We start from the raw sequence: 14,024 nt of genomic DNA, 5'->3' as shown, positions 1-14,024 counted from the left end.
GCCCCTGAACCAGCCCGGTTGATCTCATGATCGACCGGGCTTTTTCTTTTGGCTTGCTTTTGTTTTCTTGGACAACGCTTGGTAAGCGATAAGCAACCGGGCAATACACCTTGAATTCAGCACCCTCACTGTAAGCAATGGAATGAACGCCGTAAGCGTCCGGGTAAACTTGCTTTTTGAATCGCCCCGGGTTTCGTGGAGGCCGGTTGGGTTAAGTCAGGTACAAATCGCAGCCTGACTGGTTAATTGCCGATAGTAATTTTCTTCAGCTTCGGCAGGGGGAATATATCCAATCGGTTCGAGCAGCCTGTGGTGGTTAAACCAGGACACCCATTCCAGGGTAGCCAGTTCCAGAGATTCCTTGGTTTTCCAAGGTGCCCGGCGGTGAATCAATTCAGCCTTGTAGAGGCCGTTGATAGTCTCCGCCAGAGCGTTGTCGTAGCTGTCCCCCGACTGCCCACAGAAGGCTCTATGCCCGCTTCGGCCAGGCGTTCGCTGTAGCGGATGGACACGTATTGCGAACCCATGACGCCCTTCTGTTTGTCAAGCGGCAATTTGAGATTGCGCAATTTCTTTTGCGCGTTGACGGATCAGGCCAAATACCTCCCGAGCAATGAAGCGTTTGAGGCAACGGATCGCCTCCAGCTTGGAGTGACCTTCAGCGACTCGGCGGGCGACATAGGCCTGCGAACGCGGATCAGTGCGAAGCCGTCCAATGGCAATGATGTGCAATGCGCTGTTCGCGGCTCGATCGCCGCCGCGATTTAGGCGATGACGCGTGACCTTGCCAGACGAGGCCGGCACCGGGCTGACGCCGCACAGCGCGGCGAAGCTCGCTTCAGAGTTGATTCGTTCAGAATTGTCGCCAGCGGTCAGCAGGAGTTGGGCAGCCGACTCCTTTCCAATCGAGTTGCACGCCAGAAGATTTGGGGCCAGCTCTTGGACGATGGCGCCGATCATCACGTCCAGGTCGGCAATCTCATCGTGCAGCTCAAGATAGCGCCGACCCAGCGACTTGAGGCCGATCCGGTAGGTAGATGCGACACGGCGATAGTCCGACAGATCGGGTCGCCAGGCGGCCAGCGTCCTGATCAGTTGCATGCGCGTCATATTTCGCAGCGGCTCGCGCAGTTCATCAGGCGCGCAGATGATCGTATTCTGAATGAGCTGCAAGGCCACCTTGCGCGCCGCGATGGCCGTCTTGCGGCAGACCTTAAGGACTCTGAGGGATTCGATCATCCCATCTCGCGTTTTGGGGGTAACGGTGCGCTTGCCGGCAAATGCGGCGTGCGCTGCATTCTCAGCGTCCAGGTCGTCGTCCTTTCCACGGCGACGGCGATCCTGTTTATCTGGCGAAGTGACCTCCAGGACTTCGATCCCGGCAGCTTGAAGATGGCGCAGCAGACCAGCGCCATAAGTGCCGGTCGATTCAACCCCCACCCGGTTGACACGATCCAGTGGTCGGGCAGCGGTCGTATCGCTAATGGTCGTGCGTACCACCTTGCCGCGCCTGGCACCTTGCAAGCCCAAGTGTTTCATCAGCCGCTCGACGGTGCAGCGCGCCACCGTGATGCGCTCTCGCCGCATTTGCTTGTAGACTTTATCGGCGCCGTAGACCCGCATGTTGGCTTGCCAGACCCGCTCGATCTCTGGCTTGAGGATGGCCTCGGTTTTGGCACGTGCACAGCGCAAATCAGGGTTGCGCTGGTGTGCCGCATGGCGCCGGTAGCCTGACGGGGCAATCTGCAAGACCTTGCAAATCGGCTCGACCCCGTGGGTATAGCGATGCTTGTCAATAAACTGTCTCAGGACTTGCATCGGCGGCCCGGCTCCGCCGATGCAAAAAAAGCACTTGCCAGCTTGAGAATCTCGTTGGCCCGGCGCAGTTCCTTGTTCTCGCGCTCCAGTTCCTTGACACGCTGCGCCTCTGCGCTAGTAAGGCCGTCGCGTACGCCGGTATCGACCTCTACGCGCTTGACCCATTCATTTAGCGTCTGCGGCACGCAGCCAATTTTGGGGGCGATGGATTCTATGGCCGCCCACAGCGAAGGGTAGTCGCTTCGGTGCTCCTGCACCATACGCACTGCGCGTTCGCGAACCTCGGGTGAAAACTTGTTTGACTTCTTCATGGCTCAATCCTCTCAGAGATTTGAGCCTCCTCAAAACCCGGGGCGATTCAGTTCAAACCCGGGGCGATTCAGTCTTCAACTTTGCGCCTGATGTTGCGCCCATCACTTTTTCAAAAGTCGAACTGCAAACAAACTGGTCAAAAACCTGCAGCGCTCTATACTGTATGCATGAACAGTATATTTTTGCTAACTCAACCGGTGCCTGTCTCCGACGCGCCGCTGTTGGCAAGGCTGCTGATCAGCCGGGTTTGTGCCGGTTTTCCATCACCCGCCGAAGACCTGGGCGCCCAGCGCATTGACCTCACGCAGGTGCTCATCACGCATCCGCAGGCAACCTTTTTATTGCGTGCCAAGGGGCATTCGATGGTGCAAGCGGGCATTTTTGACAATGACATCATGGTCGTGAACCGTGCTGTCGCACCCCGTCACAAGCATATCGTGGTGGCTGTGGTGGATGGCGAGTTCACCGTCAAGCGCTTGTACCAGCTGGGTGGACGCATCAAACTGCAGGCTGCCAATCCCACCTATCCTGACATCGTTCCGCATGACGACCAGACTCTTGAAGTCTGGGGCGTAGTCACTGCTTGCATCAAGCAATTCATTGCCTGAAAACAAGCAAAACGTGCTGTTTCCATGTACGCCCTGATCGATGGCAACAACTTTTATGTCAGCTGCGAGCGGGTGTTTCGTCCCAGCCTGGCAGGCCATCCGGTGGTCGTGCTCAGCAACAATGACGGCTGCGCCATTGCGCGGTCCAACGAAGCCAAGGCGTTGGGTATTGCCATGGGCGCGCCCTGGTTCGAAATCGAGCATATGGCCGAATCGGCGGGCCTTGTGGCTTTGTCGGCCAACTTTGCCTTGTATGGCGACATGAGTGACCGCATGATGAGCCTGGCCGCCGGACTGGGGCCTGCCCAGGAAATCTACTCGATTGACGAGTCGTTCATTGACCTTGCGGGTGTGCGAGGCTGCTTGGCAGACCGTGGCTTCAAGGTGAGGACGCGCATCCTGGACTGGATTGGCATTCCTTGCTGCGTCGGCATGGGCGCCACCAAGACACTGGCCAAGCTGGCCAACCATATTGCCAAGACCGCCGAACGCAAACCCGGCAGCTACCCGGCAGGCTTGGCCCAGGTGTGCAACCTGGCCGAACTCACGCCCGCGGCGCTCAATGAGGCGCTGGCCGCCACGGCGGCGAGCGAGGTCTGGGGTGTCGGGCGACGCATGACTGCGCAGCTCAAGGAAAACGGTGTGCATACGGCGCTGGATTTGGCCCGGCTGGACCCGGCGATGGTGCGCAGGCGCTGGTCGGTGGTGCTGGAGCGCACAGTGCGCGAGTTGCAGGGCATGGCGTGTATCGAGCTTGAGCTTGCACCGGCTCGCAAGCAGGAAATTGCCTGCACCCGTTCATTTGGGCAGCCGGTCACGGACCTGATCGACTTGAGCCAAGCCGTGACTGAATTTGCCAGCCGGGCAGCGCACAAGTTGCGCCGTCAGGGCAGTTTGTGCAATCAAGTGCTGGTCTTTGTCCGCACCAGCCCGTTTCGGCAAGCGCCCCAGTACAGCCGCTCGATCAGCATGCCGCTTCGCCGGCCCAGTGCGGATACGGGTGTGATCGTCGCGGCAGCGCTCAGGGGGCTTCGTGCCATCTACCGGCCGGGTTACCAGCTGGCCAAGGCAGGAGCCATGCTGCTGGAGTTGCAAGCCAATACGGTTCAACAGGCAGAGCTGGATCTGGACCACGGCGGTGTCCCTGAAAGAATCCAGAGAGAGCGCTTGATGACCGCAATGGACCAACTCAACCAGCGCTATGGCCGGGGCACGGTGCAGATGGCAAGTGGCACGCTGGCAGCAGACCCGAAGACCTGGGCCATGAAGCAAGAAAGGCTCACGCCGGGGTATACGACGTGCTGGGCAGACATGCCTGTGGCGAAGGCATAAATAACGGACCGGGTAAAGTTTGTCGTGGATGGCAGAAGGCATTCTCCTCTGACCGCTGCGCAGGCATTGCAACTGCGTCGTTCTTGATGTCCGCAACGCAGCGGGCTCGAATCAGATCAGCCGAGCAGGCCGATGATGATGTCCACGATCAGGTTGTTTTGCTGCTGCACCAGGACGATATCGCCACCGATTCGGGCGTAGCGATAGCCGTAGGGGGCAGGCGGCAGCAAGCGAATCACCGGTTGGGGAACGGTATAGACCATGACGCCCCTGGGCACCATCTGGCCGACTTGCCAGTTCCGGAGTTGCCCTGGAGGCATGCAGCCATTGTGTTTTTTGGCCAGTCCCGGAGGACAGTTTTTCCCATTGCCGTACGTCTGGAAATAATACTGGCGGACAACCGTGCGTTGCTGGTCATCAAAATAGCGGCCTTGCTTGATGTCTTCACGCTGGCGCTTTTCGGCGCGCTTTTCGGCCTTTTGATACTGCTTCTGGTCATCCTTGCGATCTTTGTAATATTCTTTTTCGGCGTGTTTTTGGGCTTTTTGGTATTCTTTCTGCGCGTGTTTTCCCTCGTCGTTTCCTTCATCGCCACGGTCTTTGGCAAAGCCGGGGGCAGCCGCAAGAAAAAGGGATGCCAGGGCCAGCGCGACAAGACGGCGTGGGGCGGTAGAGGGGCGGAAGTATGTCATTGTGTAGTCCATCGAGCTGGAAATAAGCTCATCAGTAAGTTTCACGCCGTTACGGACGGATAGCTGTAGGATACGCGCGCATATTGCTGCACCCGCTGGGTGCGACTTGCCCGGGCATGCGGCTAAAGGCACACCCATCCCGGAATGAAGCCCAAAGTCCTTCATCGTCCGGACAGGCTTTGCTGCCCCAACCTGCTCAGTCCAGAGAGTGGCGTGGCAGGTTGATGGTGAACGTGCATCCTGTGCCCGGCCTGTCCCGAACGCTCAGGGTGCCGCCGTCGGCCTCAATGCTTTTTCGGGCAATCGACAGGCCCAGGCCCATGCCCGTTTTGTCATCGCTGCGCTGACTGAACGGCTTGAACATCTTTTCTGTGTTTCCGGGTGGCAGGCCGCCGCAGTGGTCCTTCACGTCGATCAGGATGCGCTCGCCGACTGCGTAAGCCTCCAGCGTCACCTCGGTATGCCGGTGCGTGAACTTGAAGGCGTTGTGCAGCAGGTTCATCAGCGCGGCCAGTAGCAGGTCGTGGTTGACCTTGATGCCCAGGCGCGGGTCTACATCGGCCACGGTGAAGCGGCACCCTTGCGTGGTTGCATACAGGTCAGCGTCGCTTTTGGCGTCGGCAATGAAAGCTGCCAGCGAGAGGAGCGGCTGTTGTCCGGAAGCCTTGTTTTTAAGAGACACCTCGGCCAGGGCGTTGCTGATGAGACTGGCCATGGCCGCATGGCTGCGCCTCAACACCGCGCCTGTGGCCCCTGCCGGTGTCAGGTTGCCTATCTCCATGGCGGTGGCCGCAAGGCTGGCCGTGCCAAGCGCATTGCGCAACTCGTGCATCAAAAAGCCAAGCTGCTGGTTCTCATGGATGACGCGCTGCGCCGTGAGGGCCGCATCGCGCTGGGCGCTGAATTCGCTCACGGCGTCCGCAATGGCATTGTCCAGGCAACGGTTCAAGGTGCGGTATTCGTCAATGCTGAAAGGCGCATCCCGCTCGAAGGCCAGGTCGGTGATGGCCTGGCAGAGGTCGCCATAGTCATGCACGACCTGGTCCACGCTGTAGCCTAGGTGCAGCAATGCCTTGCCGTGCGCCGTCGCGGTCAGCCCCATCTCGGACAACCTGGAGACATCGCCGCCCGACGGGCCGGAAATTTGAAGGCTGATGCCGTCTTGATTGTCTTGCTCGGCCTTCAGTGTCCGGGTCAACTGGTCGATGAACATCGGAACGCCGTTTTTCAACTGCTGCTCGGTCGCGGCGCGTTTGGGCCTTCTGGCGACTTTTTCGATGCACCGGGCAATCAGGCTGTCGCGATTGTTGGCTAAAAACTCGTTCATCATGGTGTCAATGTTCCTTGCGTCAAGCATTTGTTTGCAATGAACGGAGTCCACTGACGTTGCGATCGCCCAATGCACAAGCGCTATCGGATCTGTGGAAACCAACGCAAATCACGCTGGATTTTCCTTGCAGCAGTGAATCTTCCTAGGCATTAACTGCTATAGAATTTATAGCTGCTGGCGCTTTCTGAACATGCGCTGCAAGCCTTTTTTATTCTGAAAACAGATGGACTGGCAAGAAAATACCTGTCAAGCCTCTCAGGTATTTCACACAAAAATTAACACATCGCAATGAAACAGTATGTGCGTTGCCGCACATAGCGGTCAACGTGCGCGCATTTGGTGCGCAGCAGACGGCTGGCCTGGCCAGGAAAAGGACGGAAAGGGCGCGCCCGCCTTAGGCGCAGGAAAGCAGGCGTCCTACATTTTCCGGCAGGACGCTGGTTACGCTTGTTCATGCAGTTGAGAATCTACATTGTTGAAGACAACCCGATCATTCTGGAGTGGCTGGCCGAAGCCCTTGAGGAATTGACCAGCACGCGTGTGATCGGCTCATCAGGAAGCGAATGCGAGGCCTGCCGCTGGCTGAGCACGCACCAGTGTTCCTGGGATGTGGTGGTGGTGGACCTGTGGCTTGCCCAGGGCAACGGGCTGGAGGTGATCAAGCGCCTTCACCCGACGCTTGCGCAGAAAGTTGTCGTGCTGACGAATTATCCGACCCCGCAAATGCGTGAACTGTGCATGTCTGCCGGTGCCAATGCATTTTTTGACAAGTCAACGGAACTCGACGAGTTCACGTCCTACGTATTTGAGGAAAGTGTCAATCATCAGGACGCACCCTGAGCCGAAAATACCTGGCGGCTCCGAATTGAAAACGTCCGCCATGCGTTTGCGAATTCCAGCCGGTGCATCTGGCCAAAGCCCTGTCTCGGACTTTGGCCTGTCGCAGTGAAGTGTGCAAGCCTGAAACCAGATTCAGGCCGGCCCCCAAGCCTTTAGCAGAAGTACTGCGACCAGTAGTAAGTACTGATGGTCGGGTTGTAGCCAGGGTTGGCGAATTTGGCCTTATACAACTTGTTGTTCGAATAGGTCACGATGCTGCCCGCCGCGTACTGCTTGCCCTGGCTCCAGCCGGCAGCGCTGCAGCTTCCCGCTATGGCGGTTTGCTGGGTTGGGGCTGGTGTTGAAGCTGAGGCCACAAAGCCGCCAGAAGACTTGAAGATGTTGTAGAACTGGAAGTCAGACTGCGCCACGCCACTGAACGATGACAGGTTGGTCGAGCCGTTGTAAGCCTGTGCGCGGTCTCTTTGAAAGGACCAGTAGGAAATCATGCCTACGCCGTTTTGCTTGGCAAAGTTGGCAACCATTTGCGCATCGTCAAGTGTGAAGCTCGAACCGTCGTCGTTCTTGCCAATCATCGGCGTGATGCCCATCATCGCGTAAAGCTGTGACTGGGTCTTGTTGCGAAAGATCGACGTCATCTGGTTGGCTGCAGCGCGGAATGTCATGAGCGACGCTTCGCCAACGCTGTTCGAGGGGACCATGGTGCGCAGGTTCGAGACGCCGAAGCTCTGCGCCATCACATTGACCATGTCGATTCGCACGCCAGCTGCAACGGTCGTGTTCAATAAATTAATGGAGTCGGGATTGAAGCCTAGCAGCCAGCCAGGCAGGGAAAAGGAAATATACAGGTCAGGATACTTCGCCTGCAGCCGCGCCAGAACACGCGCCCGGCGGGCCGTGGCGCCCACATCCTTGAGCTGAGGGCCTTCGATGTCGAAATCGAAGCGGCGGTTGTTCGAGTCGCGCATCAGGTTTTCCATCAGGCTGAACAGCTGGTCATCGTCCCTGCAGGCAACTTCGGCATACACGCCATTCGAACCGCCAAAGGAAATAAGCAAGCGTCCGCCGGACTCGACGAACTTGCGTGCGTCCGGGAGCTTGTTCGTCAGATCCGGAACCAGCGCGCAGTTGCCGTTGGTGACGGCAAAGGAAAGGATGGCACTGTTCATGCCGGCAGATTGTTTCGCATCATTCAGCGAACCGCCCCAGGAATGAAAATACGGGACTACTTCTGCAGCGCTGGCTGCCTGGCCCAGGCAAAGGACAAGGGCGCCAGTCAGGGCTTTGGTGATCGAATTGAATTTGAAACGTGAATGCATCATGTTGAGTTTTGGGCGTGAAAGGATCATTTGATCCAATGAATGAACCGAACGACTGCGGATTAAATGGAAGCCTGGCAACCACACAATGCTGAAAATTCAGCTTGGCGCCGGGCAGCGAAGCCAGGGCTTGGCACGCGTTATCAGGCGATGCTTTCCCAGGCTGCAATTCATTCGAAGGCGGCCTATAAGCCGGTGAACGAAAAGTGATCGGATTTTGTCCGTCGAGCTAATGAGGGTCAACCAGCGTGAAGTAACACACGGTTTCTAGCGAAATAACAAGTAACCACAAGACCGGGTGGCCACGTCATGAAGTGCCGCTTGTGGTAGAGAATTCGTTAAAAAGGCTTGAAAAAGGACCGTGCAAGAGGAGAAAACAGTTCTGCAGCGAATTGACAGCGCGGTCTTGGAGCTTTAAAAACACGACAGTTTTTTCAGTGATTGTGTTAACGCGCCGTGAAGCTGCGGCAACAAATTGTTGCGATTGCGTAGAAGTGAAGCGAGGCTACACAGCTTTTATTCTGTTCTTGGTCCCTTTTTTTCCATGTATTTTCTGAAAATCCAGTCTGCTTGAAGGCGGCGCCTGATTTCAGCCCGCTAACACGGCCGTGACTTCGATTTCTACCTTGGCCTGGGTTTCAATCAACGCTGCGACCTGCACGCAGGTCATGGCCGGAAAATTTCGGCCCATGACTTCGCGGTAAACCGCACCGATTTCTTTCAGCCGGGTGGAGTATTCGACCCGGTCAACGATGTACCAGGTCATGCGCACCATGTGCTCGGGACCGGCGCCGCCAGCCTTCAGGACGGCCATGATGTTTTGCAGGGTCTGCCGGGTCTGGGCGACAAAGTCATCGCTTTCAAAGTGCTGCTGCGCATTCCAGCCGATCTGGCCGCCGACAAACAGCAGGTCGCCACGCGCGAGGATGCCGTTGGCATAGCCTTTGGGTTCTGCCCATTCGGGTGGCTGAAGTCTGGTGATCATGGTGTGGATTCCGAAGGTGTCTGGAGGAAGGGCTGCAGGGCAAGGCGCAAATCGTCCGGAATGCGCACCGTCTTGCCCTGCGGAACAGTTGAATGGACGACCACGCCTTGCGCTCTTAATTTAATAGCTGGTGGTGCGCCTGGGGTATGCGTTGGCGCATGAATTTCATAGTGCATGCCAAGGCTGGCGCCACCGATGCGCGTCAGTTCCAGCGTCAGGGTGAGCACATCGCCATGGCGGCACATGCCGAGGAATTCGGTCTTCATGTCGACGATAGGCAGGCCCATCCCTTTGGCAATCAGGTCGTGCTCGGGAAAGCCGATATGCGCCAGGAAATCCTCTTGCACCTCATGCAGCAGCACATAGAACTGCGGGTAAAAAACAATGCCCGCCGGATCGCAGTGCTGAAAGCGCACGCGCTTGTGGACGGTGAACTTCATGGCTTGCGCAGCTTGAAGCGCTGCAGCTTGCCGGTTTCGGTGCGCGGCAGCTGCGCCATGAAGGCGATCTGGCGTGGGTACTTGAACGGCGCGAGCATGGCCTTGACATGCTCTTGCAGGGCCTTGGCCAAGGCAGCATCGCCTATGTAACCAGGCCTGAGCACCACGAAGGCTTTCACAACCATGCCCCGGTCGGCATCGGGAATGCCGACCACGCCGCATTCGGCCACCGCCGGATGCTTGAGCAGTGCGTCCTCGACCTCCGGGCCGGCGACGTTGTAGCCGGCGGTGATGATCAGGTCGTCGTCACGCGCCTGGTAGAAAAAGTAACCGTCCGCGTCTTGCGTGAAGGCGTCGCCGGGGAAATTCCAGCCATCCTTCACATAATTACGCTGGCGCTCGTCGTCCAGGTAGCGGCAGCCGGTCGGGCCCATCACCGCCAGCCGGCCGATATGCCCAAGCGGCACTTCTGCGCCGTTGTCATCCACCACTTTCGCGCTATAGCCGGGCACGACCTTGCCGATGGCGCCCGGACGCACGTCGCCGGGTGTCGAGGAAATGAAGATGTGAAACATCTCGGTCGCGCCGATGCCATCGATGATCTCGATGCCGGTGGCGTCCTTCCAGAGTTGGCGCGTGGCGTCCGGCAGGCTTTCGCCCGCACTCACGCACAGCCGCAGGTCCGGTACGCCATGCAGCCGGGCAAACGCGGCCATCTGGCGGTAAAACGTTGGCGCGGTGTAGCAAATGGTCGCTCCGACCTGCTGGATGAGCTGGACCATCGCCTCGGGGGTGTAGGAAATCGACGGGTAGTACACCGACGCGCCAGCCCACATTGGAAAGATCAACAGGCCGCCCAGGCCGAAGGTGAAAGCCAGCGGCGGCGAACCCATGACGATGTCGTCAGGCCGGGCCTGCAGCACATGGCGCGGCCAGGCTTCGCAAGCGGCCAGCACGTCGCGGTGGCTGTGCACTGCCGCCTTGGGGCTGCCGGTGGTGCCCGAGGTGAAGGCCATCAGGGCAATGTCGTCGCTGGCGGTCGGGCAGGGCGTGAAACAGCCGTCTTTTTGCGCCGACAGCACCGCCATCGAGCCGGGGGCGTTCATCAGGTTGAAGGGAATGATGGTCTGCAGCGTGCCGCCGCGTGACTGTGCAATCTGCAGTTCTTCCAGCAACGCGCCGTCGCACAGCGCCAGCAGGGGCTGGGCCTTGGCAATGATTTCGCCCAGTTCCTTGGCGCGCAGCAGCGGCATGCCGGCAACAGCCACTCCGCCGGCTTGCACCACGGCCAGCCAGGCCAGCGCCATGCCGATGGAATTGCCGCCGCGCAGCAGCACGCGGTTGCCGGGCTGCAGCCCAAAATCCTCGGTCAGCACCTGGGCGATACGGTTGACGCGGTCCAGGGCATCGGCATAGCTCAGCGTGATGCGGTCCGAGCGCAGCATCGGCCGGTCGCCATTGCCGTTTTGAAAAGCCCGGTTGAACAGCACCTCGACCAGGTTGGCCTGCGCCGGAATGTCGCTGTCAGGCGGATACACACGCCGGGGCCACTGGTCTGGCGGCGGCAGGCGGTCATGCACAAAGCGGTCGGTCTGTGCAGACGCGGCACTGCCTGCCGGAGCGGTCGTTGAAGGGGAGGTCGTGTTCATGATTGCAGTACCGCCTTGCCAATGATGAGTTGCTGGACTTCGGTGGCGCCTTCGTAAATGCGCAATGCACGGATGTCGCGGTACAGGCTTTCGACCTTGGTGCCGACCTTCACGCCCAGGCCGCCGTGCAGCTGCAGCGCCATGTCGATGACGCGCTGGGCATTTTCAGTCGCGGTCATCTTGGCCATCGCGGCTTCTGCCGTGACCCGCACCGGGTTGCCCCGGCGTTCGCCTTCGTCGCGCAGCCAGGCGGCGCGGTAGGTCAGCAGCGCCGCCGCATCGATCAAGGCCGCCATTTCACCGATTTTGGCCTGCGTCAATTGAAAGTCGGCGAGCGTCTGGCCGAACATCTGGCGGGTTTTGGCATGTCGCACCGCCTCAAGCAGTGCGCGCCGTGCCATGCCCAGCGCCGCACCGGCCACCGAGGCGCGAAAGATGTCCAGCGTCTGCATCGCCAGCCGGAAGCCGCCGTTGAGCAGCCCCAGTTGCGCATCGCCTTCCAGCCGGCAATCGGTGAACTTCAGCGTGGCCAGCGGGTGCGGCGACATCACGGCGATGTGCTCGCTGGCGTCCAGGCCGGGCACGCTGGCGTCGATGATGAAGGCGGTGATGCCGCGTGTGCCCGCTGCCGGGTCGGTCTTGGCAAAGGTGACGTAGAAATCGGCAATGCCGCCATTGCTGATCCAGGTCTTGCTGCCGTTGACGGCCCATCCGCCTTCGGCCTGGGCCGCGCGGGTCGTCATGGCGCCGGCGTCCGACCCGGCATCGGCTTCGCTCAGGGCAAAGGCGGCTATTTTTTCGCCGCTGGCGACCTGCGGCAGGTAAGCGGCCTGCTGCGCCGGTGTGCCGGCCAGCGTGATGGCGCCGCTGCCCAGGCCTTGCATGGCGAACGCAAAATCAGCCAGCGGCGAATGAAAGGCCAGCGTTTCGCGCAGGATGACCAGCGCGCGCGAGTCGAGCGCGGGCAACGCACCACCCCATGCGCCGTCAGCACCCGCCGGTACGCAGTAGCGCAGCCAGCCCGCATCGCCCAGCCGCTGGACCCATTCGCGGCAGGCGCGCCGGTCGTCGTGTTCATCGACCTGCTGGCCGGGAATCCAGTCGGCCAGCCGCGCACCGAGTTCGCGGTGAACGTCGTCAAAGAAAGGCAGCGCCAGGTGGGTGGTTGTGGGGGTCATGGGCAAGGTCTTTCTGCGTGGGTGTGTTTGGGGCGGGTTCAGTCGCCTTGGAACACCGGTTTTTGTTTGGCGGCAAAGGCGTCGTAGGCACGTGTGAAGTCCTGCGTCTGCATGCAGATGGCTTGTGCCTGCGCCTCGGCTTCAATCGCCTGGTCCAGCGTCATGGCCCACTCCTGGTGCAGCATGGTCTTGGTCATGGCGTGCGCAAAGGTCGGGCCGCTGGCCAGGTCGCGCGCCAGCTTGTGCGCCGCCTGCATCAACGCCTCGGGCGCATGCAGCGCATTGAAAAAGCCCCATTGCAGGCCTTCCTCAGCGCTCATGGCGCGGCCGGTGAACAGCAATTCCGACGCCCGGCCCTGGCCAATCAGGCGCGGCAGCAGCGCACAAGCGCCCATGTCCGCGCCGGCCAGACCGACGCGGGTGAACAAAAAGGCAGTGCGGGCCTGCGCTGTTCCCAGCCGCAGGTCGGACGCCAGTGCCATCATCGCGCCGGCACCGGCGCAAATGCCGTCGATGGCCGCCACGATGGGTTGCGGGCAGGCGCGCATGGCCTTGATCAGGTCGCCGGTCATGCGGGTGAATTCAAGCAGCGCGGGCATGCGCATCCTGGTCAGCGGGCCGATGATTTCATGCACATCGCCGCCCGAGCAGAAGTTGCCGCCCGCGCCGGTCAGCACGATGACCTTCACGTCGGTGGCGTGGTTCAGTGCGCGAAACAGGTCGCGCAACTCGGCATAGGACGCAAAGGTCAGCGGATTCTTGCGCTCCGGGCGATTCAGCGTCAGTGTGGCAACGCCGTCGTCGAAGGCATAGGCGAAATGCTGCGCCTGGTAGGCGCCCAGCGCATCGAATTGCGCATGCATGGGGTTGGCCGGGCCGATGTAGTGTTTCATGCAGTTTCCAGTGGGGTGTCGAGTGAGGTGTCGTGGTGGTAATGCTGCTTGACCTTGCCCAGCAGCTGGTGCAGGGCTTCGACCTCGGCAGGCGACAGGCCGTCGAAAGCGGCGACGATCCAGCCTTCATGCTGGAGCGCCATGTCGGCGAACAGGGCGCGGCCGGGCGGCGTCAGGCGCACCCGGTAAGCGCGGCGGTCGCCTTCGACCTTGATGCGTTCGACCAGCCCTTCGGCCACCAGCTGGTCGGTGATGCCGGTGACGTTGCCGCCGGTCACCATCATGCGGCGCGACAGCTCGTTCATCTTCAGCCCCTCGGGCTGGCGTTCAAGCTGCGCCATCAAGTCAAAGCGCGGCAGCGTGGTGCCGAACTGCTCGCGCAACTGGGTGCGCACCTGCTTTTCAATCAGCTGCGTCAGCGTCAGCATGCGCAGCCACAGGCGCAGGGCTTCGGGGTGTTCGCTGTGGCCGCGTGCTTCCATGTCCATCGGTTTTTTCCTGTCGGTCATTAATGCTATATATTTGATAGCTGCTTGCGCTCGGCAGGATTGCGCTGAAGCCAAATTCTTCCTGAGTTTTTAAACAGCTGCCCAGCGCCCTGCATGCGCTTCATCTTCTCTTTTGTCGT

General features: G+C 59.9%; 12 protein-coding genes, 3 pseudogenes and 1 other annotated feature. Of the genes and pseudogenes, 3 read left to right on the top strand and 12 right to left on the bottom strand.

Features of this window, described 5'->3' with window-relative positions; translation table 11 throughout:
- Nucleotides 1-216: 216 nt before the first annotated feature.
- The 3 pseudogenes from H4V98_RS19410 to H4V98_RS19400 form a co-directional block, all read right to left on the bottom strand.
- Nucleotides 217-524 (bottom strand): annotated as a pseudogene (locus tag H4V98_RS19410) (integrase core domain-containing protein); the annotation flags it as partial.
- Nucleotides 525-543: 19 nt separating this feature from the next.
- A pseudogene (locus H4V98_RS19405) lies at nt 544-1,443 on the bottom strand (IS110 family transposase); the annotation flags it as partial.
- Nucleotides 1,441-2,129, bottom strand: a pseudogene (locus H4V98_RS19400) (IS3 family transposase); the annotation flags it as partial. The pseudogenes H4V98_RS19405 and H4V98_RS19400, both read right to left, overlap by 3 nt.
- Nucleotides 1,735-1,851: a sequence feature (AL1L pseudoknot), on the bottom strand. It overlaps the preceding pseudogene by 117 nt.
- Nucleotides 2,130-2,297: 168 nt before the next feature.
- Between H4V98_RS19400 and umuD the strand changes: the two are divergent.
- Together umuD and H4V98_RS19390 are read left to right on the top strand one after the other, a co-directional pair.
- Nucleotides 2,298-2,738, top strand: coding sequence for a translesion error-prone DNA polymerase V autoproteolytic subunit (umuD, locus tag H4V98_RS19395; protein ID WP_196861847.1), 441 nt, complete (start codon nt 2,298-2,300; stop codon nt 2,736-2,738).
- Between the two features lie 24 nt (nt 2,739-2,762).
- A complete protein-coding gene (locus tag H4V98_RS19390) occupies nt 2,763-4,070 on the top strand; it encodes a Y-family DNA polymerase (protein ID WP_196861848.1) in 1,308 nt (435 codons plus the stop codon).
- Between the two features lie 116 nt (nt 4,071-4,186).
- Here the strand turns inward: H4V98_RS19390 and H4V98_RS19385 are convergent, their stop codons facing one another.
- Nucleotides 4,187-4,807: an RcnB family protein gene (locus H4V98_RS19385; protein WP_196861849.1), complete on the bottom strand. Its 621-nt coding sequence runs from the start codon at nt 4,805-4,807 to the stop codon at nt 4,187-4,189.
- 151 nt (nt 4,808-4,958) lie between these two features.
- Nucleotides 4,959-6,092, bottom strand: coding sequence for a HAMP domain-containing sensor histidine kinase (locus tag H4V98_RS19380; protein WP_348535229.1), 1,134 nt, complete (start codon nt 6,090-6,092; stop codon nt 4,959-4,961).
- 453 nt (nt 6,093-6,545) lie between these two features.
- On the opposite strand from H4V98_RS19380, the gene H4V98_RS19375 reads away from it, so the two are divergent.
- The gene (locus H4V98_RS19375; RefSeq protein ID WP_196861850.1) at nt 6,546-6,932 is read left to right on the top strand and encodes a response regulator; all 387 of its coding nucleotides are present in this window, start codon (nt 6,546-6,548) and stop codon (nt 6,930-6,932) included.
- Nucleotides 6,933-7,084: 152 nt separating this feature from the next.
- Here the strand turns inward: H4V98_RS19375 and H4V98_RS19370 are convergent, their stop codons facing one another.
- From H4V98_RS19370 to H4V98_RS19340, 7 genes are all read right to left on the bottom strand, one after another.
- On the bottom strand, nt 7,085-8,101 hold the full coding sequence (locus tag H4V98_RS19370; RefSeq protein WP_196861851.1) for a hypothetical protein: 1,017 nt from the start codon (nt 8,099-8,101) through the stop codon (nt 7,085-7,087).
- A gap of 739 nt (nt 8,102-8,840) precedes the next feature.
- Nucleotides 8,841-9,236 (bottom strand): RidA family protein, encoded by a 396-nt coding sequence (locus H4V98_RS19365; protein WP_196861852.1) that lies wholly within the window; start codon nt 9,234-9,236, stop codon nt 8,841-8,843.
- Nucleotides 9,233-9,676 carry a thioesterase family protein gene (locus H4V98_RS19360; RefSeq protein ID WP_196861853.1) on the bottom strand — a complete coding sequence of 148 codons (444 nt, stop codon included), beginning with the start codon at nt 9,674-9,676 and terminating at the stop codon, nt 9,233-9,235. Before H4V98_RS19360 ends, H4V98_RS19365 begins: the two co-directional genes overlap by 4 nt.
- Nucleotides 9,673-11,325 (bottom strand): AMP-binding protein, encoded by a 1,653-nt coding sequence (locus H4V98_RS19355; protein ID WP_196861854.1) that lies wholly within the window; start codon nt 11,323-11,325, stop codon nt 9,673-9,675. Before H4V98_RS19355 ends, H4V98_RS19360 begins: the two co-directional genes overlap by 4 nt.
- Nucleotides 11,322-12,503 carry an acyl-CoA dehydrogenase family protein gene (locus H4V98_RS19350; protein WP_280757836.1) on the bottom strand — a complete coding sequence of 394 codons (1,182 nt, stop codon included), beginning with the start codon at nt 12,501-12,503 and terminating at the stop codon, nt 11,322-11,324. Before H4V98_RS19350 ends, H4V98_RS19355 begins: the two co-directional genes overlap by 4 nt.
- A 38-nt stretch (nt 12,504-12,541) precedes the next feature.
- Nucleotides 12,542-13,396 carry an enoyl-CoA hydratase family protein gene (locus H4V98_RS19345; RefSeq protein ID WP_196861856.1) on the bottom strand — a complete coding sequence of 285 codons (855 nt, stop codon included), beginning with the start codon at nt 13,394-13,396 and terminating at the stop codon, nt 12,542-12,544.
- Nucleotides 13,393-13,884: a MarR family transcriptional regulator gene (locus tag H4V98_RS19340; protein WP_196861857.1), complete on the bottom strand. Its 492-nt coding sequence runs from the start codon at nt 13,882-13,884 to the stop codon at nt 13,393-13,395. Before H4V98_RS19340 ends, H4V98_RS19345 begins: the two co-directional genes overlap by 4 nt.
- Nucleotides 13,885-14,024: the final 140 nt, after the last annotated feature.

Origin of the sequence: Polaromonas sp. CG_23.6 (assembly GCF_029892315.1) — a bacterium.
Classification (GTDB): domain Bacteria; phylum Pseudomonadota; class Gammaproteobacteria; order Burkholderiales; family Burkholderiaceae_C; genus Polaromonas.
This window is presented reverse-complemented; position numbering and strand designations above follow the sequence as displayed.